This is a genomic window from Streptomyces sp. ITFR-21 (assembly GCF_031844685.1).
GTDB lineage: Bacteria > Actinomycetota > Actinomycetes > Streptomycetales > Streptomycetaceae > Actinacidiphila.
This window is the reverse complement of the sequence record NZ_CP134605.1, coordinates 844,820-869,627: the sequence shown is the minus strand read 5'-3', so window position 1 is coordinate 869,627 and position 24,808 is coordinate 844,820. Positions and strand designations below refer to the sequence as shown.

Genomic DNA, 24,808 nt, shown 5'->3' with positions numbered 1-24,808 from the left:
CCGGTCAGCCCGCCGCCTTCGCCAGCGCGTCCAGCAGCCGGGCCAGCGAACCGCCCAGCCCCCACCGCTCGGCCAGCCACGCCAGCGCCCGCGGGTCGGCCGGCTCGCTTGGCAGCGCCGCGTCGAACCGCGGCAGCGGCACGTCGTCGGCCACCCGGACCACCTTGGGCGCGACATCCAGATACGCGGCGGCCTCGGTGATGGTGCGGCGCCGGGCCGCGGTGAGCCGGGAGAGCGGGTCGGCGGCGGCGGCCCGGACCCCGGCCAGGTCCCCGTAGCGGGTGACCAGCTCGGCGGCGGTCTTCTCGCCGATGCCCTTCACCCCGGGCAGCCCGTCACTCGGGTCGCCGCGCAGCGCCGCGAAGTCCGCGTACTGGCCGGCGCGCACCCCGTACCGCGACGCGATCGCCTCCTCGTCGATGACGTCGCAGTCGCCGACGCCCTTGCGCGGGTACAGCACCCGCACCCCGCGGGCGTCGTCCACCAGCTGGAAGAGGTCGCGGTCACCGGTCACGATCGCCACCGGGCCGGCGGCGGCCACCGCGAGGGTGCCGATCACGTCGTCGGCCTCGTAGCCGGGCACGCCGAGCCGGGCGACGCCGATCGCGTCCAGCACCGCCTCGATCACCGGGACCTGCGGCGCGAGGGTGTCCGGCACCTGCTCCGCGGCGCCCTCGCCGCCGGCTCCGGCCGCCGGTTCGTCGGCGACGCGGTGCGACTTGTACGACGGGATGAGCTCGACCCGCCACTGCGGGCGCCAGTCCGCGTCCATGCACGCCACCAGGTGCCCGGGGGAGTGGTCGGCGACCAGCCGGGCGATGAAGTCGAGCAGGCCGCGTACCGCGTTGACCGGGGTGCCGTCCGGCGCCTTCACCGATTCGGGCACCCCGAAGAAGGCGCGGAAGTACAGGCTCGCGGTGTCGAGAAGCAGCAGGCTGCCGGGCTTGTGGTCAGTCACGGCGCCAGCATGGCACGCCCCGCCGACAGACCGCCGTACCGTGGGACGGTGACCCCGCCGAGCCCGCCCGACCGCCCCGCCCGCCTGGTCCGCCCCGCCCGCCGGGTCGTCTCGCTGGTTCCATCGCTCACCGAGGCCGTCGCCGTCAGCGACCCCGGACTGCTCGTCGGCGCGACCGACTGGTGCAGCCGCCCGGCCGGCCTGGACGTGGTGCGTGTCGGCGGCACCAAGAACCCCGACGTGGCCGCCGTCGCCGCCCTCCGGCCCGACCTGGTGATCGCCAACGAGGAGGAGAACCGCCCGCCGGACCTGGCCGCCCTGCGGGCCGCCGGTCTGCGCGTCCTGGTCACCGAGGTACGGTCCCTGCCGCAGGCGTTCGCCGAACTCGGACGCGTCCTGACCGACGGCTGCGGACTGGCCAGACCCGGCTGGCTGGACACGGCGGAGGCCGCCTGGCGTGAGGTGACACCGTACGCCCCCCGGCTGCGCGCGGTCGTGCCGGTCTGGCGGCGCCCCTGGATGACGCTCGGCCGCGACACCTTCGCCGGCGACCTGCTGGCCCGGCTCGGCGTCGACCACGTGCACGCCGGCAGCCCCGAGCGCTACCCGAGGATCGACCCGGCCGACCTGCCCGCCGCCGACCTGGTGGTCCTGCCCGACGAGCCGTACCGCTTCACCGCCGCCGACGGCCCCGAGGCGTTCCCCGCACTGCCCGCCGCCCTCGTCAGCGGGCGCCATCTCACCTGGTACGGACCCTCGCTCGCCGAGGCGCCCACGGTTCTCGGGCGGGCGCTGCGGGCCGCGGCGCGCTGACCGCAGCCGGTGCGGCCGGTACCCGACCCCGTTGCTTACGGGATCCTCATGCTGGGGCCATAAGGTGACCGGCGTGACGACGACGACCCCGCCCGGCTGGTATCCAGAACCCGGGCACACAGGCAACGGCCCGGCCATGGAACGCTGGTGGGACGGGACCACGTGGACCGAGTACACCAGGACCGCGCCCGCGCCCACACCCGTGGACGCCCCGCCGGTCTACCCCGGTCATCCCGTCGGCTACCCGGTCGGCTACCCGCCGCCCGGCCCGTTCCCCGAGCCCCGGCGGCGCAGGACCGGTACGGTCGTCGTCGCCGTCGTGCTCGCCCTGGTGCTGATCGGCGGCGTGGTCGCGGCCGTGCTGGCCGCCGGCGGCGGCAGCGGCAAGGACGACGACGCCAAGAGCCGCCCCACGCCCAGTGCCGGCACCCCGGAGAGCCCGCGCGGGCCCGGCCGGGGCGGGACACCGCTGAACCCCGGCGGCCCGGACGACCCCGGCGGCCAGGGCGCGCCGACCGCCCCCGCCGCGGGACCGCCCGTCGACGTCTACGACGGCATCCGGCTGCCGGTGCCGGCCGGCTGGCAGGGCAGCCCCGGTACGGCCGGGGTCGGCGCCAACATCTCCACCGGCGCCTACACCTGCCCCGGCGACGACTCCGGTACCCAGGCGTGCTCGCTCGGCGGCGCCTACTCCGCGCCCGCGCAGGCCCTCAAGCTCAACGGCACCACGCCCGAGGCGGTCGCCCGCGCGGACATCGCCGGCAACGCCGCCGACTCCTACAACGAGGACACCTACGGCGCCACCACCTCCCACCAGCAGATCGGCGCCGGATCGGCGACGGTGGCCGGGCAGAAGGGCTACTACGTCCGCTGGAAGGTGCAGACCGAGTCCGGCACCGACGGCTACGTGGAGTCGCTGGCGTTCCCGTCCCCGGCGGACAAGACCAACATCGTCGTGGTCCGCTTCGGCTTCGACATCACCGACAAGGCCCCGGGCCTGGAGGTCATGGACGAGATCACCCAGGGCATCAAGGCGGACAGCAGCGGCGGCCCGGCCGGCAGCACGGGCGGCACCGGCGTCTGACCGGCTCCTGCGGCCTGCGGCCCGCCGGCCCGAGGCGCCCTCCTCAGCCGGAGCTCCGAGGCGGCCCTGCGCAGAACGCGGTGGGCCGCCACGGGCTTGTGGCGCCGGGCTTGTGGCGCCGGGCCTACAGGAACGTTTTGCCCTCGCCCCGGTACGTCGGCACCGCCGCCGTCACCCGGTCGCCGGTCACCAGCTGCAACTCGGCGAACCGCTCGCACAGTTCACCGGCCTTCGCGTGCCGGAACCACACCTTGTCGCCGATCAGCAGATCGTCCGCGGCCGAGCCGAGAAGCGGGGTCTGCACCTCGCCCGGCCCCTCCTGCGGGTCGAAGGCCAGCCCCTCGGGGAGATACGGCACCGGCAGCCGGTCGGCGCCCGCCGCGCCCGACGCCGGGTAGCCGCCGCCGAGCACCGTCACCACCCCCACGCCCGGCCGGCGGACCACCGGCTGGGCGAACAGCGCGGCCGGGCGGCCGTGGAAGGACGAGTAGTTGTCGAACAGCCGCGGCAGGAAGAGCCCGGAGCCCGCCGCGACCTCGGTCACCGCGTCCTCCGCCGCCGTGGTCTGCACGCTGCCGGTGCCGCCGCCGTTGACGAACTCCAGGTCCGGCGCCACCGCCCGCACCGCCCGTACCGCCTCCGCGCGCCGCGCCGCCAGCTCCTTGCGGGCCGTGGTCTGCATCAGCCGTATGGCCAGCGACCGGACCGGCCGTCCCGGGACCGTGTCGCCGACCCCCGCGACGTGCCCCTCGTACGCCATGACGCCCACCATCCGGAAGCCCGGCCGGGTGGCGACCGTTTGGGCCAGCCCGGCCATCCGCTCCGCGGTGCGCAGCGGCGAGCGCAGTGCGCCCACCCGCAGCAGGCCGCCCAACTTCCGCAGTGACGTGTCGAGTTCCAGGCAGACCCGGATGGTCTGGGTGCCGTCCGCGCCGCGGGCCGCGTCGATCAGATCGAGCTGGGCGACGTCGTCGACCATCACCGACACCGTCCGCGCCAGCCTGGGGTCGGCGGCCAGCTCGGCGAAGCCGGCGCGGTCCGCCGAGGGGTAGGCCAGCAGCACGTCGGTGAACCCGGTCCTGGCCAGCCACAGCGACTCGGCCAGCGTGAAGGACATGACGCCCGCGAAGCCGTCCCGGGCCAGCACCCGTTCCAGCAGCGCCCGGCAGCGTACCGACTTGGAGGCGACCCGGACCGGCTTCCCGGCCGCGCGGCGCACCAGGTCGTCCGCGTTGGCGTCGAACGCCTCCAGGTCCACGATCGCCACCGGGGCGTCGAGATGAGCGGTGGCCCGGTCGTACCGGGCCCGGTCGGCAGTGCGATCGGACATGGCGTGCAGCCTGCCAGACCAGGGCTACCGAACGGTAGCCCCTTGCCCCTCGCCCCGCCGCAACCGCACCATCGCGCGACCCCGTAGAGTGACGCGCGAACCGCGCACGCAGAGGTCACGAGGGGGCGCCGGGTGAGCACCGGAGTGGACGACGGACAGACACCACCGGGTCCGTTCCCCACCCTCCACCCGCGGGTACCCCGGGCCTCCGGCGCGGACCGCCGCCCCGCTCCGCCGCCGCAGCAGCCCCCGCACCACCCGCCGGCCCTCCGATCCGCCCCGGAGAACGCCGCCCCGCCGCAGCCGCCCCTTCCCCCGCCGCCGGCCGCGCCGCCCCCTGCCCAGCGGTCGGCCGTCCCGCCGGCGGCCGCGCCGCCCCGGCCGGCCCTCGCACCCGCTCCCGCGCCGCCCGCCGGCCCGCCGGCCGCGGGCACCGCCACGGGTCCACCGTCGTACGCCCCCGGCGCCGTGCCGTACGCCGCCCCGCCGATACCGCCGGCTGCCGTATGGCCGCCGCCGGCCGGGCCGCCGCCCGCGCGGGCCGGCCGGCGGGCCGCCACCGCGCTGTGCCTGGTGCTCGGCCTCGGGCTGATCGGCGGCGCCACGGCCGGCACGGTGATCAACCACGGGCCGCGGCAGCCGGCACCGGTCGCCGACGGCAGCGCCGAGGCGTTCGCCACCGCCCGCGACGTCTGGCGCAACACCCCCGTCGACCAGCTCTTCCCACCCCGGTACAGCGACAGGAGCGGCGGCCCCGGCGGCGCGGAACGGTCCTGGACCCGGATCGGGGTGGCGCCCCCCGCCGGCTGCGCGGGCGCCTTCGACCCGCTGCTGCAGAAGGTGCTGGCGCCCATCGGCTGCGTACGCCTGCTGCGCGCCACCTACATGGACAGCACCTCCACCACCGTGACCACCGTCGGCCTGCTCGTCACCTCCGCGCAGGCGCCCGCGATGAACGCGCTCCACCTGCGCTGGGACACCGACGGCCTCGGCCGCCGCGGCGACCTGATACCCCGGGCCGCAGCCTTCCCCGGCACCGCCGCGGCCTCCTTCGGCGACGAGCAGCGCGGCAGCTGGACCGTCCAGGTCTCGGCCGACCTGCCGTTCGTGGTGTACGCGGTGAGCGGCTTCGCCGACGGCCGCGCCGTCCCCGTACCGCAGCCCGCCGACAAGGCCGACGCCCAGGGCGCGACCACCGCCATGGCCCAGGCGGGACTCGGCTTCGACGCCACCGGCCTCGCCTCCACCGTGGACGACCGGCTGCGCACCGCGGTCATGGCCGAACTCCACCCCGCCACCGCCCGGGAGCCCCGCCGATGAGGCCGCCGACCAGGCCCGCCGGACGCCTGCTCACCGTCCTGGCCGCCGCCGCGGCCCTCACCCTGACCGCCGGGCCCGCCACCGCCGACACCGTGCGCGACGCCGACTGGGCGCTGGGCGCGCTGCACGCGCGGCAGGCGTGGCGGACCAGTGAGGGCGCCGGCGTCACCGTCGCCGTCCTGGACACCGGGGTCGACGGCACCCACCCCGACCTCACCGGACAGGTACTGCCCGGCAAGGACGAGATCGGCTTCGGAGCCGGGCGCGGCGACCACGCCTGGGCCCGGCACGGCACCGGGATGGCCGCGATCATCGCCGGCCACGGCCACGGCGCGGGACACGGCTCCGGCGTGCTCGGCATCGCCCCCCGGGCCCGCGTCCTGCCGGTGCGGGTGATCCTGGAGGACAAGGACCCGCAGCGGCAGAAGGCCCGGCAGACCCGCGGCGACGCGCTGCCCGACGGCATCCGCTGGGCCGTCGACCACGGCGCCGACGTCATCAACCTCTCGCTCGGCGACGACAGCTCCACCGCCGCGCCGGTCGCCGACGAGGACAACGCCATCCAGTACGCGCTCGCCAAGGGCGTCGTCGTGGTCGCCTCCGCCGGCAACGGCGGCGAGGACGCCGACCGCTCCTCCTACCCGGCCGCCTACCCCGGCGTGATCGCGGTCGCCGCCGTCGACCAGGACGGCGGACACGCCTCCTTCTCCACCCGCCGCTGGTACGCCGCGGTCGCCGCGCCCGGCGTCGACGTGGTGATCGCCGACCCGGACCGCACGTACTACACCGGCTGGGGGACGAGCGCCGCCTCCGCGTACGTCTCCGGCACCGTGGCGCTGATCCGCTCGGCCTACCCCCGGCTCAGCCCGGCGCAGATCAGGCAGGTGCTCCAGGCCACCACCCGGCACAAGCCCAAGGGCGGCCGGAGCGACTCCCTCGGCACCGGCATGATCGACCCCCCGGCCGCGCTGGCCGCCGCCGGGAGGCTGAAACCCGCGCCGGTGGACGCGGTCCCGGCGGCGTACCCGGGGCGCTACTTCGCGCCCGGCCCGACACCCCCGCCCCAGGCGGCCGACCCCGCGCAGGTGCTGGGCGACGGGGTGGCCGCCGGGTTCGCGGCGGCCGGCGCCGCACTGGTCGCGACCGCCGCCCTGCTCTGGTTCCGCCCCCGCCGCCGGACCCGGTGACACCGGGCCCCGCGGGCGGCGGCTAGGGTTCCCGGGTGGCGCTCAAGAACATCCCGGACCCCGGTTTCGCCGACGACGACGGCTCGGCCGCCCCCGCGCTGGCCGCCGCGCTCGCCGCGTACGCCGGGGACCGCGGTACGCCGCGGGAGGCCGCCGCCGAGCAGGCCGTGGTCGGGGCGCTGCACACCGCCCGCCTCCTGGTGCCGGTCGTGGCGCTGCTGGGTGAGGCGGAGACCGGGCCCGACGGGCTGCGCCGGGACAAGACCAGCGACATGGCGGTGCCGACCATCCAGGCGCCGGACGGGCGGCGCGCGCTGCCCGCGTTCACCTCCACCGCGAGCCTGGCCCGCTGGCGGCCGGACGCCCGCCCGGTGGCCGTGCCGCTGGCGCGGGCCCTCCAGGCGCTGGCCCACGAAGGGGCCGACACGCTGCTGGTCGACCTTGCCGGGCCGGTCGCCTACGAGCTGACCGGCCCGGCGCTGCGGGCCGCGGTGCTCGGCCCCGGCCGCCCCGAGCCGCTGGCAAACGCCGCGGTCCGCGCGGCGCTGCGGGCCGCGGTGGCCGCCCAGCCGGGCGTCGTCCGGGCCCACCTGGCCACCGGCCGGCCGGGCAGCGACGGCACACTCGGCCTGGTGGTGGCGCCCGGCGCCGACGTCGAGACCACCGGCCGGGCGCTGGCCGCCGCGCTCGCCGCCGACGAGGTGCTGCGGGCCGCCCTCGTCCAGGGCCTGGACCTGGCCCTGCTGCCGCCGGACGCGGCCGTTCCGGGACCGCCGCTGTTCGGCCGCTGACCGGTCGGCCCGACGCCGGCCGCCGGCCCGGTACCCGCCGGCCGCCGCCGGTTTCCTCCCGAGATGTGCGATGCATCGCCGAGGCCCACAATGCTAGGGCTGGCGTTGATCATCTCTGAGGAGGACCGATGGAGATCCCGGAAGCCCCGACGCGCGGGCAGCGGTTCGGCGGGCTCGGCGAGGTCGATCCGCAGACCGCGTTCTGCGAGTTCCTCGGCACTCTCCTGCTGGTCTTCTTCGCCGTCGGCGCGGCCGTGCTGTCCGGCCAGTTCATCGGCGCCCTGGGCATCGCGCTGGCCTTCGGTCTCACCCTTCTGACGCTGGTCTATACCTTCGGCCCGATCTCCGGCTGTCACCTCAACCCGGCCGTGACCCTCGGCATGCTGCTCGCCCGGCGGATCGACGTGCGCGCCGCCGTCACGTACTGGGTCGCCCAGATCGCCGGCGGGATCGTCGGCGCCGCGCTGCTGCTGCTGGTCGCCAAGCAGGTGCCGGGGCTGCGGACCCACGGGGCGTTCGGCACCAACGGGTACGGGACCCGGTCGGCGATCGGCGTCAGCATCTTCGGTGCCTTCGTCGCCGAGGTGATCCTGACGTTCCTGCTGGTCTTCGTCTACCTCGCGGTCGCCCGCCGGGTCGCGGTGGTCGGCTTCGGCAGCCTGCCCGTCGGCATCGCGCTGGTCGTGGTCGAACTGATCGGCATCCCGCTCACCGGGGCCTCGGTGAACCCGGTCCGCAGCCTGGCGCCGGCCGTTTTCGCGGGCAGCCCGGCGCTGACCCAGGTCTGGCTGTTCCTGGTGGCCCCGCTGGTGGGCGGCGCGCTCGCCGCAGCCGTGTACGAGGCCGCCCAGCCGGTGCTCGCCGCCGCCCGGGGCGCCAGGACGGCGGCCACCGAGGCGGAGGCCACGGCCCGCGCGGACGACGGCGAGTAGACCGCCGGGCACCCTTGGGCAGACCGCCGGGCACCCTCAGGCGCACGGTGCGGCCGCGGCACCGTGCGGCCGCCGCGGCCCGGTCAGCCGTAGACCGGGCCGGTGAACTTCTCGCCGGGACCCTGCCCCGGCTCGTCCGGCACCAGCGACGCCTCCCGGAAGGCCAACTGGAGGGACTTCAGCCCGTCCCGCAGCGGTGCCGCGTGGTAGGAGCCGATCTCGGTGGCGCTCGCGGTGATCAGCCCGGCCAGCGCCTGGATGAGCTTGCGGGCCTCGTCGAGGTCCTTGTGCCGTTCGCCGTCCTCGGCCAGGCCCAGGTTGACCGCCGCCGCGCTCATCAGGTGCACGGCCACGGTGGTGATCACCTCGACGGCCGGTACGTCGGCGATGTCGCGGGTCAGGTCGTCGAAACCGGGGGCGCCGGTGGCGGAGGGTGCGTCACTCATGCGGCACACGATATGCCCCGTCCGGCCGATTACGGCCTTCGGGCCGGTCCGGGTATAGTAGGGGGACGACCGGCCGGACACCCATGTGTCCGGCCAGCAAGTGGAGGCTCCGATCTCCCACCTGGTCGGCCCCCGGGCCGACGGGTTCCGGTCAGACGGCATCCGAACGGCCTCCCGCCGATCGGGCCCCGTCCGATGCGCCCCGCGGGAATAGCGCGGCGGTGCTCCCGGTTGTGAGGAGCCCCGCCTGTTTCCCGTACCGGGGCGTTTTGTGTTTTCCACGCCTTGGGTACGGGGTCGGACGAGACGGACTCAAGCGCGGCTGTCGGCCAGTCAGCCGCGTCGTACAACCGAGGAGGCCCCATCAGCGCCGAGCCCCGCATCAACGACCGGATTCGCGTTCCCGAGGTGCGACTTGTCGGTCCCAGTGGTGAGCAGGTGGGCATTGTGCCGCTTGCCAAGGCCCTGGAGCTTGCGCAGGAGTACGACCTCGACCTGGTCGAGGTCGCGGCGAACGCCCGTCCGCCCGTGTGCAAGCTCATGGACTACGGGAAGTTCAAGTACGAGTCGGCCATGAAGGCCCGTGAGGCGCGCAAGAACCAGGCGCACACGGTCATCAAGGAGATGAAGCTCCGGCCGAAGATCGACCCGCACGACTACGACACCAAAAAGGGTCACGTCGTCCGGTTCCTCAAGCAGGGCGACAAGGTCAAGATCACGATCATGTTCCGCGGCCGTGAGCAGTCCCGGCCGGAGCTGGGCTACCGGCTGCTGCAGCGGCTCGCGGAGGACGTCCAGGAGCTCGGCTTCATCGAGTCGAACCCCAAGCAGGACGGCCGCAACATGATCATGGTCCTCGGTCCGCACAAGAAGAAGACCGAGGCGATGGCCGAGGCCCGCGAGGCCCAGGCCGCCCGCAAGGCAGGCCGCCAGGGTGACGGCGACGCCGCGGACGAGATCGCGGACGACGACGCCGGGGTCGAGGACACCGAGCAGGTGTCGGCCGGCCACGAGGTCGGCTGAGTCGGCCGGACGAGAACATCCCGGGGCCTCCGGCCCCGGGTCGTAATGCAGCACTGACGCTCTCCGTGCGCCCTGTCGCGTACGGGAGGGCCAGCCACGAGGAGACCACGGCGCCATGCCGAAGAACAAGACGCACAGCGGCGCGAGCAAGCGCTTCAAGATCACCGGCTCGGGCAAGGTGCTGCGCGAGCGTGCGGGCAAGCGCCACATGCTCGAACACAAGCCGTCCAGCAAGACGCGCGCCCTGACCGGCACGGTCGAGGTGGCCAAGTCGGACGCCAAGAAGATCAAGAAGCTTCTCGGCAAGTGACCTGCGCGCCCCGAACGGGGCGCGCCGTCCGATCCGGGACCCCATTCGTTCGGACCGCGTGAGGAACACCGCGGTCCCCCAAAAGGAGTCATCAAGTGGCACGCGTCAAGCGGGCAGTCAACGCCCAGAAGAAGCGCCGGGCGATCCTTGAGCAGGCCAGCGGCTACCGCGGCCAGCGGTCGCGCCTGTACCGCAAGGCCAAGGAGCAGGTCACCCACTCCCTGGTCTACAACTACAACGACCGCAAGAAGCGCAAGGGCGACTTCCGCCAGCTGTGGATCCAGCGCATCAACGCCGCTGCCCGCGCCAACGGCATCACCTACAACCGCTTCATCCAGGGCCTCAAGGCCGCCAACGTCGAGGTCGACCGCAAGATCCTCGCGGAGCTGGCCGTCAACGACGCAAACGCGTTCGCGACGCTGGTCGAGGTCGCGCAGAAGGCGCTGCCGTCCGACGTCAACGCGCCGAAGGCCGCGTGACGCCGACGCCGCGTCCGCGCAGTACGGTGCCGGGCCTGCGGGTGGACTGCTTCCCGCGGGCCCGTGGCATGTCCGCCTGAGTCCGCTCCCGCCGTAGCGACCAATTACCGCCGGCCGACGCGGCGCCCGCTCCGGCGGTTCCCGCGGGTCCGCCTCCGCGGGCGGTCCGGCCTCCGCCGCCTGCGGCGCAGGTCTCCGCGGCTCGCGCGGCCGGTCTCCCGCGGGCCGACCGGTCTCCGCGGTCCGCGGCGGCGCCGGTTCCCGCGGTCCGTGCCGAGGCCGCCCCCGCCGGCGGTCAGGGAGGGCGCCGCCCGCGGGCAGCCCGCGGCACCCGCCCCCGCCCCCGCCGCCGTGTCCGCTGGCCTACGGCCCCCGGCCGCCGCGCCCGCCTCCCGCAGGCCGCCGGTGCCGAAGCCCCGGCCCCCGTTCCGGAAAGAGACGAGCCCCATGGCCACCCCCGAGCTGACCTCCCTGCGCTCGGCGCGGGTCACCGCCGCGCACCGGCTGGGCAAGCGCGGCTTCCGCGGCAAGGAGCGCCGCTTCCTGGCCGAGGGGCCGCAGGCGGTACGGGAAGCCGTCGCGCACCCCGGCGGCCCGGCAGGGCGCACCCTCATCGAGCTCTACGCCACCCCCGAGGCGGCCGAGCGGCACGCCGACATCGTGGCGGCGGCGCTCGCGGCCGGGGCGCCGGTACTGACCGCGACCCCCGAGGTCGTCGCGGAGATCTCCGACACCGTGACCCCGCAGGGCCTGGTCGGCGTCTGCCGCTTCCTGGACTCGCCGTTCGCCGAGGTGCTGGCCGCCCGGCCCCGACTGGTCGCCGTACTCGCGTCCGTCCGCGACCCCGGCAACGCCGGCACCGTACTGCGCTGCGCCGACGCGGCCGGCGCCGAGGCGGTGGTGCTCACCGACGCCTCGGTGGACCTCTACAACCCCAAGGCGGTACGCGCCTCCGCCGGCAGCCTCTTCCACCTGCCGGTCGCGATCGGTGTGCCGGCCGTCGAGGCGATCGGGGCGCTGCGCGCCGCTGGCGTCCGGGTACTGGCCGCCGACGGCGCGGGCAGCCGCGATCTGGACGACGAACTCGACGCCGGCGCCATGGGCGGCCCCACCGCCTGGGTGTTCGGGAACGAGGCGTGGGGCCTGCCCGAGGAGACCAGGGAGCTCGCCGACGCGGTCGTGCGCGTGCCCATCCACGGGCGCGCGGAGAGCCTCAACCTCGCCACCGCCGCCGCCGTGTGCCTGTACGCCTCCGCACGCGCCCAGCGCGCTCCCGGAGGGTGCCGCAGCGTCGCGTCGACCTAGTAGTGTGGCGGCCCGGGGGCCCTGAGAGGGGGTGGCGGGTATGGACGTGATGCCGCAGAACGGCGTCCGCGGCACGCCGGCCGGCAGGCCGGGGGGCCGCCGAACGACCGAGCACCGCTCCGGCGGCCCCGGCGGCGAACAGCAGCCCCCGTACACCGTCGCGGTCGAGCCCTTCGGCCCCGCGTTCGACTCTCTCGGCATCGACCCCGACGACCTGCCCGACGGCCTGGTCGTCGCCGACGAGCAGCGCCGGGTGATCTGCTTCAACGCCGCCGCCGCCCGGATCACCGCGCTGTGTCCCGCCGACGTCCTGGGGCTGCCGGTCGAGCAGGCGCTGCCACTGGAGGACCTCGAAGGCCGCCGCTGGTGGCAGCTCACCGAACCGTACGGCGGCCTGGCCATCCGCACCGGCCAGCCCGAGCGCAACCTGCTGCTGCCCGGCGGACGCGAGGTGCTGGTCGTCGCCCGCTTCGTGCGCAGCCACCCCGGCGGCCCGGTCCGCCGGCTGGTGGTCACCCTGCGCGGCACCGAGGCCCGGCGCCGTACCGAGCGCAGCCACGCCGAACTCATCGCCACCGTCGCCCACGAACTGCGCTCGCCGCTCACCTCGGTGAAAGGCTTCACCGCGACCCTGCTCGCCAAGTGGGAACGCTTCACCGAGGACCAGAAGAAGGTCATGCTGGAGACGGTCGACGCCGACGCCAACCGCGTCACCCGGCTGATCGCCGAACTGCTCGACATCTCCCGGATCGACTCCGGCCGCCTGGAGGTGCGCCGCCAGCCGGTGGACATCGCCGCCGCCGTTCAGCGCCACGTGGACGCCCACGTCGCCGCCGGCCAGCCGCCCGACCGCTTCCACCTGCGGGTCCGCGGACCGCTGCCGGCGCTGTGGGCCGACCCCGACAAAGTGGACCAGATTCTCGGCAACCTGCTGGAAAACGCGGTGCGCCACGGCGAGGGAACCGTCACCATCGAGGTGGCGCCCGCCGCACCCGCGGGTGGCGACCGTACGACGGAAGGCACGGCGGTCACCGTGAGCGACGAAGGGCCCGGCATCCCCGAGGAGTCCATGGGCCGCGTCTTCACCCGCTTCTGGCGGGGCAGCAAGCGCGGCGGCACCGGTCTTGGCCTGTACATCGTCAAGGGCATCGTCGAGGCGCACGGCGGCACCATCGCGGTCGGCCGGGCGCCCGGCGGCGGCGCCGAGTTCCGGTTCACCCTCCCCGTCGGGGCCCCCGCGTTCCTGGCCTGAGAGCCGCGGCAGCCGCCCCGGCGGCCCGCCGGAACCGTACCGGAGCCGCCCCGGCGGGTCCCTCCGGTTGTCCACAGGCGTCCAAGAGCGCGCCGCCCCGGGCCACTAGACTCAGCTTCGGCATGTGTCCGGCCCGGACAGCAGAGCCGCGCACAGCACCCAATTTCGGAACGGGAAGAGATGTCGGCACCGAACAAGTCGTACGACCCTGTCGAGGTCGAGGCGTTGCAGCCCGAGCAGATCGAGCGGATCCGCGACCAGGCGCTCGCCGCGATCGCCGCCGCCGCCGATCTGGACGCCCTCGCGCTCGCCAAGACCGCGCACACCGGCGGCACCTCGCCACTGGCGCTGGCCAACCGCGAGATCGGCGCCCTGCCGCCGCAGGCCAAGGCCGAGGCCGGCAAGAGGGTCGGCCAGGCCCGCGGCGCGGTCAACCAGGCGCTAGCCGCCCGCCAGGCCGAACTGGAGGCCGACCGCGACGCCCGGGTACTGGTCGAGGAAGCCGTCGACGTCACGCTGCCGTACGACCGGGTGCCGGCCGGCGCCCGCCACCCGCTGACCACGCTCTCCGACCGGATCGAGGACATCTTCGTGGCCATGGGCTACGAGGTCGCCGAGGGTCCCGAGGTCGAAGCCGAGTGGCTCAACTTCGACGCGCTGAACTTCCCGCCCGACCACCCGGCCCGCGAGACCCAGGACACCTTCTTCGTCCAGGGCGCCGACGGGCGGGAGGAGTCCGGCGTGGTGCTGCGCACCCACACCTCCCCGGTGCAGATCCGCGCCCTGCTGGAGCGCGAGCTGCCGGTCTACGTCATCGCCCCCGGCCGGGTCTACCGCTCCGACGAGCTGGACGCCACCCACACCCCGGTCTTCGCGCAGGTGGAACTGCTCGCCGTGGACGAGGGCCTGACCATGGCCGACCTCAAGGGCACCCTGGACCACATGGTCGTGTCCCTCTTCGGCGAGGGCATGACGACCCGGCTGCGGCCCAACCACTTCCCGTTCACCGAGCCGTCCGCCGAGATGGACATGCTCTGCTACGTGTGCCGCGGCGACTCCGTCGGCAACCCCGACCGCCCCTGCCGCACCTGTTCCTCCGAGGGCTGGATCGAGCTGGGCGGCTGCGGCATCGTCAACCCCCAGGTGCTGATCGCCTGCGGGGTGGACCCCCGGAGGTACAGCGGTTTCGCCTTCGGCTTCGGCATCGAGCGGATGATGATGTTCCGCCACAACGTCGAGGACATGCGAGACATCGTCGAGGGTGACGTGCGCTTCACCCTTCCGTTCGGGATGGAGATCTGATGCGGGTCCCGCTTTCTTGGCTGCGGGAGTACGTCGACCTGCCCGCCGGTACGACCGGCCGCGACGTCCAGGCCAAACTCATTTCCGCCGGCCTGGAGGTCGAGACCGTCGAGCAGCTCGGCGCCGGCATCAAGGGCCCGCTGGTCGTCGGCGAGGTGCTGACCATCGAGGAGCTGGAGGGCTTCAAGAAGCCGATCCGCTTCTGCACCGTCGACCTCGGCGCGGCCGGAGGCGCCGCCCCGCAGGAGATCGTCTGCGGCGCCCGCAACTTCTCGGTCGGCGACAAGGTCGTGGTGGTCATGCCGGGCGGCGTGCTGCCCGGCGGCTTCGAGATCTCGGCCCGCAAGACCTACGGCCGCACCTCGCACGGCATGATCTGCTCCGCCCGGGAACTGGGGATGGGCGACGACCACGACGGCATCGTCGTACTGCCCCCGGAGCACGAGTCCGGCACCGACGCGATCGGCCTGCTGGAACTCGTCGACGAGGTGCTCGACATCGCGGTCACCCCGGACCGCGGCTACGCCCTGTCGCTGCGCGGGGTGGCCCGCGAGACCGCCATCGCCTACGGGCTGCCGCTGAGCGACCCGGCGCTGATCGACGTGCCCGCGCCCAACGACACGGGCCACCCGGTCAGGATCGCCGACCCGGCCGCCTGCGACCGCTTCACCGCCCGTACCGTGACCGGCGTCAACGCCGACGCCGCCTCCCCGCTCTGGCTCCAGCGGCGCCTGCAGAAGGTCGGCATGCGCCCGATCTCGCTCGCCGTGGACATCACCAACTACGTGATGATGGAGATCGGCCAGCCGCTGCACGCCTACGACCGGACCCGGCTCGACGGTCCGATCGGGGTTCGCCGCGCCGAGCCCGGCGAGAAGCTCACCACCCTCGACGGCGTCGACCGGGTGCTGGACGCCGAGGACCTGGTCATCACCGACGACCGCGGCCCGATCGGCCTGGCCGGGGTGATGGGCGGCGCCCACACCGAGATCGCCGACGCCGGCACGGACGCGGGCACCACCGAGATCGTCATCGAGGCCGCGCACTTCGCCCAGGTGCCCGTCGCGCGCACCTCCCGCCGCCACAAGCTGTCCTCCGAGGCGTCCCGCCGGTTCGAGCGCGGCACCGACCCCGAGGTCACCTCGGCCGCCGCCCAGCGGGCCGTCGACCTGCTGGTGCTGCTGGCCGGCGGCACCGCGGAGCCCGGCGTCACCGAGGTGGCCGCGCCGACCCCGCCGCGTACCGTGGCGATGCCCGCGAACCACCCGGACCGGGTGGCCGGCACCGAGTACGGCCGCGAGCGGGTGGTACGGCGGCTGCTGCAGGTCGGCTGCGAGGTCGTCGGCGCCGACGAGCTGACCGTCACCGTCCCCAGCTGGCGGCCCGACCTGAGGTTCCCCAACGACCTCGCCGAAGAGGTCATCCGGCTGGAGGGCTACGAGAACCTGCCCTCGACGCTGCCCCGGCCGCGCTCCGGCACCGGTCTGACCCGCTCCCAGCTGCTGCGCCGCCGGGTCGGCCGGGCACTGGCCGGTGCCGGCTACGTCGAGGCGCCCAGCTACCCTTTCATCGGCGCGGAGATCTTCGACCAGCTCGGCCTCGCCGAGGACGACGAGCGGCGCCGTACCGTACGGCTGGCCAACCCGCTGTATGACACCGAGCCGTTCCTGCGGACGACCCTGCTGCCCGGACTGCTGGCCACGCTGCGCCGCAACCTCGGGCGGGGCGCGCACGACCTGGCACTGTTCGAGACCGGCCTGGTCTTCCGGCCCAGGGCGCGGGCCGCGGTGCCGCCGCGGCTCCCGGTCGACCGGCGGCCGACCCCGCAGGAGATCGCCGAGCTGGAGGCCGCTCTGCCCGACCAGCCGCGCCGGGTCGGCGCGGTGCTGGCCGGCGCGCGGGAGCAGGCCGGCTGGTGGGGCGGCGGCCACCCGGCGACCTGGGCCGACGCCGTCGAGGCGGCACGGACGGTGGCCCGGGAGGCCGGCGCGAGGCTGGAGGTCCGGCAGGACCGGTACGCGCCCTTCCATCCCGGCCGGTGCGCGGTCCTGCTGGCGGTCGGCGCGGACGGCGCGCGGACCGCGGTCGGCCACGCCGGCGAGCTGCACCCGCGGGTCGTCAAAGCGCTCGGCCTGCCCGAGCGGACCTCCGCGGTGGAGCTGGACCTGGACCTCCTGGACCGCGCGGGCGGCGCGCCCGCCACCGGGCCCCGGGTCTCCGCCTTCCCGGTCGCCACCCAGGACGTCGCCCTGGTCGTCGAAACGGGTGTCCCGGCCGCCGACGTCGAGGAGGCGCTGCGCGAGGGCGCCGGGCCGCTGCTCGAATCGCTGCGCCTCTTCGACATCTTCACCGGCCCGCAGATCGGCGAGGGCCGTAAGTCCCTCGCCTACGCGCTCCGCTTCCGCGCCCCCGACCGCACCCTGACCGCCGAAGAGGCCACCACCGCCCGCGACGCCGCGGTCGCCACGGCCACCGAACGCACCGGAGCCACCCTCCGCGGCGCCTGACGCTCCCCCCGCCGGCACGCCCCCGAGGCCCGCGCCCCCCGAAAAGCACCCGGGGGACGCGGGCCTCGACGCGACCACGACCGCTCCACTCCGCACCGCGTCGGCCCGCCCGGACGTGCCCGCGGCGGTGGCGACGACGGGAGCGGTGGCGGCGGTGGCGGCGGGGGCGCTACTCCCGGCAGCGGACGTCGACGGTCAGGACCCCGCTGCCGGCGTGCCGCCGGTATGTCAGCGGAGGCGTCCGGGGCCGGATTCGGCCCGGCTTCCTCCGGCACCCGGCGCCGGCAGGGAGCGGCCGGGGCGGGCAGGGGTCAGCGGAGGATGGGGACGGTGGGGAGGTCAATGAGCTGCTCGGTCAGTTCGCGGTCGAGCGGGCTGCTGTCGTCGGCGGCGGGGCCGATGAGGATGTCGGCGGCGCTGGTGAGGCTGTAGAAGGTGAAGGTGGCCTCGGGGTCGATGTGGCGCACGCCCAGGAGGGGGTGGTGCGCGGCCATGACATGGACCGGTCGGCGCCCGTCGGGGGCGTCATGCGCGGCGTACACCGCCCAGGTGGCCTCGTCCGCGGCGGTGAGGGTGAGGGCGGAGTTCGCCGCGGCGGTGACCTTCAGCGGGGCCGCGGTCCAGCGCTCGGCGTTGCGGCGGTACGCGGCGGGATCGATGTACGCGCCCGGGTCCTCGATGAAGCGGTCGACCATGTGGGCGCGTGCCCTGAGCACCTGGCTGAAGCCGTCGAGCAGCTCCCCGTACACCCCGGCCCGGCCCGCGGCCTCCAACCGCGAGCGCACCCTGGCGAAGAAGTCCTCCCCCTCGGACACCGAGTCGCGCAGGCCCGCCATGGTGGGCGGCAGCCCGGTCAGCTCGTCCCAGCGGGCGAAGAGCCGGTGCCACTGCTCCGGACTCGCCGGACCGGACGCGGGCAGCACCCGCGCCGGGCGGGTCAGCAGGACCCGGCCGAGCCTGGCGAAACGCGTCATCGCGTAGGCGCCGTTGCCGCCGGCGTGGCTGCCGAACATGGACCAGCACAGCACGCCCGCCAGCAGCGTCGCGTCCACCGCGCCGTCGGGGAAGACCTCCCGGACCGCGGTCAGTGCCGAGCCGTAGCGGTTCCTGCCCCGGAGCAGTACGGACAGGAACCGCTCGGCCGTGGCCGGGTCCCACGCGCCGGCGATCTCCGCCAGCTGCGCCAGGACCGCGGACGCCTCGGCGAACTGCCGGGGGTCGAACGGCGTCTTCGCCAGATCCGGCGGCTTGGTGTGCAGCTGCCGGATCCGCTGCTGGTAGTAGCCGCAGACACGCAGCTGTTCGCCGAGGGCATCCAGGGAACGGACCCGGCTGCCGGCCGTCGCGCGGTTGGGCGGCGTCCAGTCCTCGGTGAAGTACGGCAGCTCGGGCGGCCGGAACTCGGGCGGATCCTGGAGGCTGATCGAGGCGATCTGCTCCTGGCGTTCCTCGGGGGTCAGCCGGCACCATTCGGAGAGCGGCGTCAGCACGACGTTGGCGTCCCGCCAGTTGCCCAGCTTCCTGAACGCCGCCAGCACTTCGAGCATGTTGAGCACGACCATCAGGCGGTAGCGCAGCAGCCGCACGCCGTAGTCCGAGATCAGGATGTCGTGGAAGTGCCGCGACTCGTGCACCAGGGTGCTGACCGACGAGACGGCGTCCAGGAAGTCCTGGTCGGAGGAGGCCGCGCCGAGGTCGGGCAGGTCGGTGCCGAGGGCGTACCGCAGGACCCGTTGCCAGCCCGCCGCCGAGTCGACGTTCAGCGAGACCCCCGGGAACTTCGGGTCGAACTCGCCGTACCCGGAACTCACGCGCCTTCCTCCCGCACGGCCCCGTCGCCCGCCCCGGGCGCTCCCGCCGGCCCCGCTCCGCCGGCTGCCCCGGGGGCCGCCGCCTCTCCCGGCGCTCCCGCCCGCACCGGCGCCGGGCCGACCCAGGCGGCCATCTCGATCAGCGCGCGGATCTGCCTCTCCTCCACCGGTCCCTCCCGCGAGGTGATCTCGAACCTGCCGGCCGGCCCCTCCGCGGTGAACCGCCAGCCCTCGGTCCGGCCGCGCAGCAGCCGCACCAGTTCGGGGATGACCGGTTCCTTGAACAGGAGCGCGGTGGCAAGGGTGACGATCACCGAGACACTCGCGAGGTCGAAGGCGAACCGTCCGGGGTCGTCGGCGGGCCCCCGCGACAGGACCGGCCCGTCGTTCTCCTCCAGGACCCGCACCAGCGCGTCGGCCACGTCCTCGTCCACGACGAGCCGTACCCGCGGTCCCCTGTGCTGCGGCATGGCTGTACCCCCCCTCGTCCCGAGCCGGCACCCCCATGCCGGCGACTCCCCGTGACAGTGCCCTTCCGCTCCGCGGCGGCCGTGAAACCTCCGGGGCCCGCCCGGCCGGGGGCCGTGTGCCGGGGGCCGGGCGGGCCCCGGGCTGGAGCCGGGGGCGGTCCGGCGCCGCGCCGGCCGGCGACCCGGACCGGCTCTGGGCCGCTCCGCGTCGTACCACGCACACGCGGCCGGAGGAAGCCGCGTGTGCGTGGTACGACCGTTCTGGGCCGTCCCGCGTCTTACGGCCGGGCAGTTGGGGGAACCGCGGGTGCGCTGTACGACTGCCCCGGGCCGTCCCGCGTCTCGCGACCGGGCGGCCGGGAGAGGACGCGCGTGCGCCGTACGACCGCCCTGACGGCTCCCCGTGCTTCGCGCCGCACAGGGGGGCGGCCTACTGTCGGAAGCGACGGCCCGCGCGCGTACCGGCGTCCCGGTACGGCCGCTCCCGCCCGAGCGGACCGCGGTCGCGGGGGCGCGGGTACGCGTTCCCCGGTCGTCCGAAAAGGAGTACGGACGTGGCTGACCGAACGGCTGGTCAGGCGGCGGAGTCGGCCGCCGTGGAGCGGGCCCCCGCAGAGGCCGCGGCCGAACGCGGCCCCGAGCCGCCGCCCCCTGCGGCCGGCGGCGCACCCAGGGCCGGGCCCGACGCCGCCTCCGAGGCCGTGCCGGAAGCTGCGCCCGGGACCGCTTCGGGGGCAGCCCCGGCCGCCGCACCCGACCCGGTGTCCGCCCCGGACTCCGAGCCCGCCTCCGCCTCCGCCTCCGCAGGGGGTTCCGCCCCCGGCCGGGGCCCGGCGCCCGCCCCCGTTCCGGCGTCCGCCCAGGACCCCGCGTCCGGCCCCGCCGAGCCGCGCGTGCCGACCGTCGTCGTGGACGATCTGCACGTCGTCTACCGGATCTACGGCGCCGGCACCGGCCGGGGCAACGCCACCGCCGCCCTGGCCCGGCTGGTGCTGCGCCGCGGCTCGCCGAACGTCCACACCGTGCACGCGGTGCGCGGGGTCAGCTTCACCGCCTACCGCGGCGAGGCGATCGGCATTATCGGCTCCAACGGCTCGGGGAAGTCGACGCTGCTCAAGGCCATCGCCGGGCTGCTGCCGGCCGACCGCGGCAAGGTCTACACCGAGGGCCAGCCCTCGCTGCTGGGTGTCAACGCGGCCCTGATGAACGACCTGACCGGCGCCACCAACATCGTCCTCGGCGGTCTGGCCATGGGTATGACGCGCGAGGAGGTCAGAGAGCGCTACCGGAGCATCGTGGAGTTCTCCGGCATCAACGAGAAGGGCGACTTCATCTCGCTGCCGATGCGTACGTACTCCTCCGGTATGGCCGCCCGGCTGCGCTTCTCCATCGCCGCGGCGAAGAACCACGACGTGCTGATGATCGACGAGGCGCTGGCCACCGGCGACCGCGCGTTCCAGCGGCGCTCGGAGGACCGGATCCGCGAGCTGCGCAAGGAGGCCGGCACGGTCTTCCTGGTGAGCCACAACAACAAGTCGATCCGCGACACCTGCGACCGGGTGCTGTGGATCGAGCACGGCCGGCTGCTGATGGACGGCCCGACGGACGAGGTCGTCCAGGCGTACGAGGACCACGGCGGCAAGTGACCCGCCTGGGCCTGCGTCCTCCGGCGCCCTCCTCCGGCGCCCCCGGACCCGAACGCCCGCGCCCGGCAGCCGCCCGGCCCCCGCCTAGTACGTGTAGAATCCGGCGCCGGTCTTGCGGCCCAGCCGCCCCGCGTCGACCATTCGCCGGAGGACCGGCGGCGCCGCGTACAGCGCCTCCTTGTACTCGGCGTACATCGAGTCGGCGATGGCGGCCACCGTGTCCAGGCCGATCAGGTCGGAGAGCTTGAGCGGGCCCATCGGGTGGGCGCAGCCCATCTCCATGCCGTTGTCGATGTCCTCACGGGTGGCCATGCCCGACTCGTACATCCGGATCGCGGAGAGCAGATACGGCACCAGGAGCGCGTTCACCACGAAACCGGAGCGGTCCTGGGCATGGATGGCGTGCTTGCCCAGGACCTCGGTGACCAGGTGCTCCGCGCGCTTGACGGTGTCGGGGGCGGTGGTGAGCGCCGGGATCAGCTCCACCAGGCGCTGCACCGGGGCCGGGTTGAAGAAGTGCACGCCGAGCACCTGGTCGGGGCGGGAGGTGGCGACCGCGAGCCGTACCAGCGGGATGGAGGAGGTGTTGGACGCCAGGATCGCGTCCTCGCGGGTCACCACCTGGTCCAGCACCCTGAAAATGTCGGTCTTGACCCGCTCGTCCTCCACCACGGCCTCGATCACCAGATCGCGGTCGGCGAACTCCGCCAGGTCGGTGGTGAAGCTCAGCCGGTCCAGCGCCGCGTCCCGCTGCCCCGCGGTGATCTTGCCGCGTTCGGCGGCCTTGCCGAGCGAGCCGCTCAGCCGGGTGCGGCCCAGCTCCAGAGCCTCGCCGGTGGTGTCGGCGACCCGCACGTCGAGCCCGGCCTTCGCGAAGACCTCGGCGATCCCGGAACCCATCTGGCCCGCGCCGACCACTCCGACGCGCTGGATGTCACTCACTCGTCAGCCCCTCGCCTCTGCCGTGCCGCCGCCTGTACCGGACAGACGTTACCGCTGTCCGGTGCCCGCGGGGCGGCCGGGCCGCCCGGTGCGGCGGCCGGGCGGCGGTGGACGACACGTCCGGCGCGCACGAATGTGAACCGTTCCGGTTCTGGTGGAGACTCTAGATCTTGACGGTGACCTGGGGTTTCTTGTCGGTCAGGTGGTAGTTGGCTTCGTATTCTGCGGGTGGGATGTGGCCTATTTCACCGTGCAGGCGGTGGTGGTTGTACCAGTCGATCCACTCGGCGGTGGCCAGTTCGACGTCGGACAGGGTTCGCCAGGGTCGGCGGGGCTTGATCAGCTCGGTCTTGAACAGGCCGATCGTGGATTCCATCAACGCGTTGTCGTACGCGTCGCCGACGGATCCGATGGAGGCCGCGATGCCCTCCCGCTGAAGGTGCTCCGCGAGGGCGAAGGAGGTGTACTGCGACCCGGCGTCGCTGTGATGGACCAGTTGGCCGGGCCGGTGGCGGTGGCCTTCGCGGTCGCGCTGCCACAGGCCCATCTCGACTGCGGAAAGGACGAGTTCGGTGTGTTTGGTGGTGGCCGCGGACCAGCCGACGATGCGGCGGGAGAAGGTGTCGACGACGAACGCCACGTAGACCGTGCCGGCCCAGGCCGCGACATGGGTGAAGTCCGCGACCCAGGTCCGGTTCGGCGCCTGGGCGACGAAGTCACGGTCGACCAGGTCCGGGGCACGTTCGGCGGCACGGTCCTGGACGGTGGTGACGATCTTCTTCCCGCGGACGGCGCCGGTGATACCGAGTTCGCGCATCAGCCGTTCGACCGTGCAGCGGGCGACCTGGTGGCCCTGCCGGCGAAGATGGTGCCAGATCTTGCGGGCCCCATAGACGCGGTAGTTGGCCTCGAACACCTCCTGGACCAGGACTTTTAGTTCCGCGTCCCGCACCGCCCTGGCGGAAGGCGGGCGGGCCTTGGCGGCGTAGTAGGTGGAGGGCGCGATGCTGACACCGTGCTCGGTGAGCACGGTGCATATCGGCTCGACGCCGCTGAAGTGGTCGCGGTGCTCGTCGATGAAGGTCACGAGCGAAGATGTGGCCGGTCGAGCTCGGCCGCGAAGAAAGCCGAGGCCGCCTTGAGGATCTCGTTCGCCCGCTTGAGCTCGGCGACTTCCTTCTTCAAGGCTTTGACCTGGGCGGATTCCTCCGTTGTCGTCCCGGGCCGGGTCCCGGAGTCGATCTGGTCCCGGCGGACCCACTGGCGCACCGTCTCGGCCGTGCCGATGCCGAGCTTGCTCGCGACGGCCTTCATCGCGGCCCACTCGGTCTCGTAGTCCGGGCGCACCTCGGCGACCATGCGCACCGCACGACGCCGCAGCTCAGCGGGATAAGGGGAGGGACGTGCCATGACTCGATCCTCTCAAAGAATCGAGCCTCCACAGAACCCGGAACGGTTCAGCCAGGTCCGCTGCCGGAGCATGCGCCCGCATGGCCGTCCCCCGGCGCGTCGGGGCTCGCCCAGGCGACGACTGCCACACCGCCAGAACGGCCTTTCCTACCGCAGCCTCGCAGTGGGCCGCTGGCCGCTGAGGACCTGGCGGATGCGCTCGCCAAGCGTTGAAGCAAAGGCGGTGAGCGGGGAAGTGCGTGGGGCGCCTTGCCCGTCGGGGTTGAAGTTCACCCAGGCCACGACCGTGCCCACGCGGAACACGACAGAACCCCCGCAACCACTGCAGGTTGTCTCTATTGCTTCATCTACCCCGGTCACCGACACAGACTCATCGAAACCCTGCTGCTTGAATACCTGGTAGCGGGCGAGGGCGCCGGGAACGCTCTGATAGGACGCGGCACCGAATCCGATGAGCGTTGACAGGTCAGGAGCCCGATAGCCCCGCCGGGCCGTGGCCACGTTTCCGCCGGACTGCCGTCCAGTAATGACAGGGCCCCCCGACACCTTCCACGTACTCGGGACATCCGCAGGCCCGAAAATGACAGACTCCGTCTGGCTCTCCGTCAAGACAGTGACCCGCTGCGGACTCGGCGACACAGAGTGGTCAACAGCGTCGACGGCAGGGCCTGACCCGCCGCAGCTCGTCACACAGATGATGCCCGCTAATGCCACCACCCACCCGGCCGTGCGCCTCATCGACAGTCTCCCATGCAGCCCCCGAGATTCAGCACAGGAAGCCTATCGGGAGCAGCAAGCCGGAGTGCCCCCGGCTGCACGAACGTCACGCCCCCCACGCTGAACTGGCACTACTGACGTGGTGGCTGGAGTTTCGATGGCCCAGTGCCCGCGCGTACGTATCCGCCCGGTTCGGCGGGGCTGGTCTGGTGGGTGTCGAGGCTGGTGACGGCGTAGACCGTCTCCCGGGTCTGTTGCTTGCCGCTCTCCTGGCGGCGCCGGTGGATGCGCAGGGCCAGTCGCGTTTGCGGGAAGGCGATCCCGCCCGGGTTCGCCGCGATGGCCATGGTCTTGACCGAGCGGGACTCCCGTCGGCCGTGCCCGGTCCCCGATGCGGTGTGCGCCACGGGCACCTGTTCCCATGGCAGGGCCTTGAGCTGGGCCGACGCGATCGGCTGATTTCCCTTGATCACCGCGGTGTAGTGGGCGTTCTTTTCCTGCACCGGCCAGCGGACCTGGTCCTTGACGCTGTGCAGGGCGTCGAAGGTGACCACGGTGCCGGCCAGATCGAGTGGTTCCAGCGGCGGCCTGAAGGCGGCCGTCTCGTTGGTTTTGGCCCCCACCTCCCGTTGGGCCGGGGTGACGGCGGACAGCAGGTGCCGGTGGCGCTGCTGGAGGTGTGCGGAGCCGGACAGCGCCTTGCCGTCCACCGCGATCGCCGGCCTCGGCGTTGAGCCGGTGTTGGTGCCGGTGCCGGTGTGGCCGGGTTCGGT

22 protein-coding genes are annotated in these 24,808 nt (G+C 74.2%); 14 read left to right on the top strand and 8 right to left on the bottom strand.

Annotated features, from left to right (window positions below):
- Positions 1-4: 4 nt before the first annotated feature.
- Positions 5-931: a 5'-3' exonuclease gene (locus RLT57_RS03920; protein WP_311300560.1), complete on the bottom strand. Its 927-nt coding sequence runs from the start codon at positions 929-931 to the stop codon at positions 5-7.
- A gap of 75 nt (positions 932-1,006) precedes the next feature.
- On the opposite strand from RLT57_RS03920, the gene RLT57_RS03915 reads away from it, so the two are divergent.
- A complete protein-coding gene (locus RLT57_RS03915; protein ID WP_311295960.1) occupies positions 1,007-1,771 on the top strand; it encodes a helical backbone metal receptor in 765 nt (254 codons plus the stop codon).
- A 73-nt stretch (positions 1,772-1,844) separates the two neighbouring features.
- Complete coding sequence (locus tag RLT57_RS03910; protein WP_311295959.1) at positions 1,845-2,855, top strand: DUF2510 domain-containing protein; 1,011 nt, start codon at positions 1,845-1,847, stop codon at positions 2,853-2,855.
- 124 nt (positions 2,856-2,979) lie between these two features.
- Here RLT57_RS03910 and RLT57_RS03905 read toward each other — a convergent pair whose 3' ends face one another.
- Complete coding sequence (locus RLT57_RS03905) at positions 2,980-4,185, bottom strand: amino acid deaminase/aldolase (protein WP_311295958.1); 1,206 nt, start codon at positions 4,183-4,185, stop codon at positions 2,980-2,982.
- A gap of 468 nt (positions 4,186-4,653) precedes the next feature.
- On the opposite strand from RLT57_RS03905, the gene RLT57_RS03900 reads away from it, so the two are divergent.
- The 4 genes from RLT57_RS03900 to RLT57_RS03885 all read left to right on the top strand — a co-directional run bounded on the left by RLT57_RS03900 (position 4,654) and on the right by RLT57_RS03885 (position 8,415).
- Complete coding sequence (locus RLT57_RS03900) at positions 4,654-5,505, top strand: hypothetical protein (protein WP_311295957.1); 852 nt, start codon at positions 4,654-4,656, stop codon at positions 5,503-5,505.
- Positions 5,502-6,692: a type VII secretion-associated serine protease mycosin gene (gene mycP, locus RLT57_RS03895; protein ID WP_311295956.1), complete on the top strand. Its 1,191-nt coding sequence runs from the start codon at positions 5,502-5,504 to the stop codon at positions 6,690-6,692. The genes RLT57_RS03900 and mycP overlap by 4 nt, the downstream gene beginning before the upstream one ends.
- 35 nt (positions 6,693-6,727) lie before the next feature.
- A complete protein-coding gene (locus RLT57_RS03890; protein WP_311295955.1) occupies positions 6,728-7,483 on the top strand; it encodes an SseB family protein in 756 nt (251 codons plus the stop codon).
- A gap of 128 nt (positions 7,484-7,611) precedes the next feature.
- The gene (locus RLT57_RS03885; protein WP_311295954.1) at positions 7,612-8,415 is read left to right on the top strand and encodes an aquaporin; all 804 of its coding nucleotides are present in this window, start codon (positions 7,612-7,614) and stop codon (positions 8,413-8,415) included.
- A gap of 83 nt (positions 8,416-8,498) precedes the next feature.
- Here RLT57_RS03885 and RLT57_RS03880 read toward each other — a convergent pair whose 3' ends face one another.
- The gene (locus RLT57_RS03880) at positions 8,499-8,861 is read right to left on the bottom strand and encodes a DUF1844 domain-containing protein (protein ID WP_311295953.1); all 363 of its coding nucleotides are present in this window, start codon (positions 8,859-8,861) and stop codon (positions 8,499-8,501) included.
- Positions 8,862-9,224: 363 nt separating this feature from the next.
- Between RLT57_RS03880 and infC the strand changes: the two genes are divergently transcribed.
- The 7 genes from infC (at position 9,225) to pheT (ending at position 17,039) form a co-directional block, all read left to right on the top strand.
- Complete coding sequence (infC, locus tag RLT57_RS03875) at positions 9,225-9,884, top strand: translation initiation factor IF-3 (protein ID WP_311300559.1); 660 nt, start codon at positions 9,225-9,227, stop codon at positions 9,882-9,884.
- Between the two features lie 115 nt (positions 9,885-9,999).
- Entirely contained in the window at positions 10,000-10,194 is a 195-nt protein-coding gene (gene rpmI / locus RLT57_RS03870; RefSeq protein WP_311295952.1) for a 50S ribosomal protein L35, read from the top strand.
- A 95-nt stretch (positions 10,195-10,289) separates the two neighbouring features.
- Positions 10,290-10,673, top strand: a complete 384-nt coding sequence (gene rplT, locus RLT57_RS03865; RefSeq protein WP_093739444.1) for a 50S ribosomal protein L20 — start codon at positions 10,290-10,292, stop codon at positions 10,671-10,673.
- 447 nt (positions 10,674-11,120) lie between these two features.
- The gene (locus tag RLT57_RS03860; protein WP_311295951.1) at positions 11,121-11,978 is read left to right on the top strand and encodes a TrmH family RNA methyltransferase; all 858 of its coding nucleotides are present in this window, start codon (positions 11,121-11,123) and stop codon (positions 11,976-11,978) included.
- 40 nt (positions 11,979-12,018) lie between these two features.
- Positions 12,019-13,230: a sensor histidine kinase gene (locus tag RLT57_RS03855; RefSeq protein ID WP_311295950.1), complete on the top strand. Its 1,212-nt coding sequence runs from the start codon at positions 12,019-12,021 to the stop codon at positions 13,228-13,230.
- Positions 13,231-13,410: 180 nt separating this feature from the next.
- A complete protein-coding gene (pheS, locus tag RLT57_RS03850) occupies positions 13,411-14,532 on the top strand; it encodes a phenylalanine--tRNA ligase subunit alpha (protein WP_311295949.1) in 1,122 nt (373 codons plus the stop codon).
- Positions 14,532-17,039 (top strand): phenylalanine--tRNA ligase subunit beta, encoded by a 2,508-nt coding sequence (pheT, locus tag RLT57_RS03845; RefSeq protein ID WP_311295948.1) that lies wholly within the window; start codon positions 14,532-14,534, stop codon positions 17,037-17,039. Before pheS ends, pheT begins: the two co-directional genes overlap by 1 nt.
- A gap of 311 nt (positions 17,040-17,350) precedes the next feature.
- Here pheT and RLT57_RS03840 read toward each other — a convergent pair whose 3' ends face one another.
- The gene (locus RLT57_RS03840) at positions 17,351-18,850 is read right to left on the bottom strand and encodes a hypothetical protein (protein WP_311295947.1); all 1,500 of its coding nucleotides are present in this window, start codon (positions 18,848-18,850) and stop codon (positions 17,351-17,353) included.
- Positions 18,847-19,320 (bottom strand): hypothetical protein, encoded by a 474-nt coding sequence (locus tag RLT57_RS03835; RefSeq protein WP_311295946.1) that lies wholly within the window; start codon positions 19,318-19,320, stop codon positions 18,847-18,849. Before RLT57_RS03835 ends, RLT57_RS03840 begins: the two co-directional genes overlap by 4 nt.
- Before the next feature lie 893 nt (positions 19,321-20,213).
- Here RLT57_RS03835 and RLT57_RS03830 point away from each other — a divergent pair.
- Complete coding sequence (locus tag RLT57_RS03830) at positions 20,214-20,966, top strand: ABC transporter ATP-binding protein (protein ID WP_311300558.1); 753 nt, start codon at positions 20,214-20,216, stop codon at positions 20,964-20,966.
- Between the two features lie 84 nt (positions 20,967-21,050).
- Here RLT57_RS03830 and RLT57_RS03825 read toward each other — a convergent pair whose 3' ends face one another.
- The 3 genes from RLT57_RS03825 to RLT57_RS03815 form a co-directional block, all read right to left on the bottom strand.
- Positions 21,051-21,908: a 3-hydroxybutyryl-CoA dehydrogenase gene (locus RLT57_RS03825; RefSeq protein WP_311295945.1), complete on the bottom strand. Its 858-nt coding sequence runs from the start codon at positions 21,906-21,908 to the stop codon at positions 21,051-21,053.
- A 163-nt stretch (positions 21,909-22,071) separates the two neighbouring features.
- Positions 22,072-23,318, bottom strand: a protein-coding gene (locus RLT57_RS03820; protein WP_311295944.1) for an IS3 family transposase whose coding sequence is annotated in 2 segments (ribosomal slippage) — positions 22,072-23,036 and positions 23,036-23,318 — 1,248 coding nt in all. Because the reading frame shifts where the segments join, the coding sequence is not laid out codon by codon here.
- Positions 23,319-24,166: 848 nt separating this feature from the next.
- Positions 24,167-24,745 (bottom strand): transposase, encoded by a 579-nt coding sequence (locus tag RLT57_RS03815; RefSeq protein WP_311295943.1) that lies wholly within the window; start codon positions 24,743-24,745, stop codon positions 24,167-24,169.
- Between the last annotated feature and the right edge of the window lie 63 nt (positions 24,746-24,808).

Bases quoted from the DNA above. Each gene is read 5' to 3' on its own strand.
- RLT57_RS03835 (WP_311295946.1), bottom strand. From the start codon at position 19,320: ATGCCGCAGCACAGGGGACCGCGGGTACGGCTCGTCGTGGACGAGGAC.
- mycP (WP_311295956.1), top strand. From the start codon at position 5,502: ATGAGGCCGCCGACCAGGCCCGCCGGACGCCTGCTCACCGTCCTGGCC.
- RLT57_RS03855 (WP_311295950.1), top strand. From the start codon at position 12,019: ATGGACGTGATGCCGCAGAACGGCGTCCGCGGCACGCCGGCCGGCAGG.
- RLT57_RS03860 (WP_311295951.1), top strand. From the start codon at position 11,121: ATGGCCACCCCCGAGCTGACCTCCCTGCGCTCGGCGCGGGTCACCGCC.
- RLT57_RS03885 (WP_311295954.1), top strand. From the start codon at position 7,612: ATGGAGATCCCGGAAGCCCCGACGCGCGGGCAGCGGTTCGGCGGGCTC.
- RLT57_RS03905 (WP_311295958.1), bottom strand. From the start codon at position 4,185: ATGTCCGATCGCACTGCCGACCGGGCCCGGTACGACCGGGCCACCGCT.
- pheS (WP_311295949.1), top strand. From the start codon at position 13,411: ATGTCGGCACCGAACAAGTCGTACGACCCTGTCGAGGTCGAGGCGTTG.
- rpmI (WP_311295952.1), top strand. From the start codon at position 10,000: ATGCCGAAGAACAAGACGCACAGCGGCGCGAGCAAGCGCTTCAAGATC.
- RLT57_RS03880 (WP_311295953.1), bottom strand. From the start codon at position 8,861: ATGAGTGACGCACCCTCCGCCACCGGCGCCCCCGGTTTCGACGACCTG.
- pheT (WP_311295948.1), top strand. From the start codon at position 14,532: ATGCGGGTCCCGCTTTCTTGGCTGCGGGAGTACGTCGACCTGCCCGCC.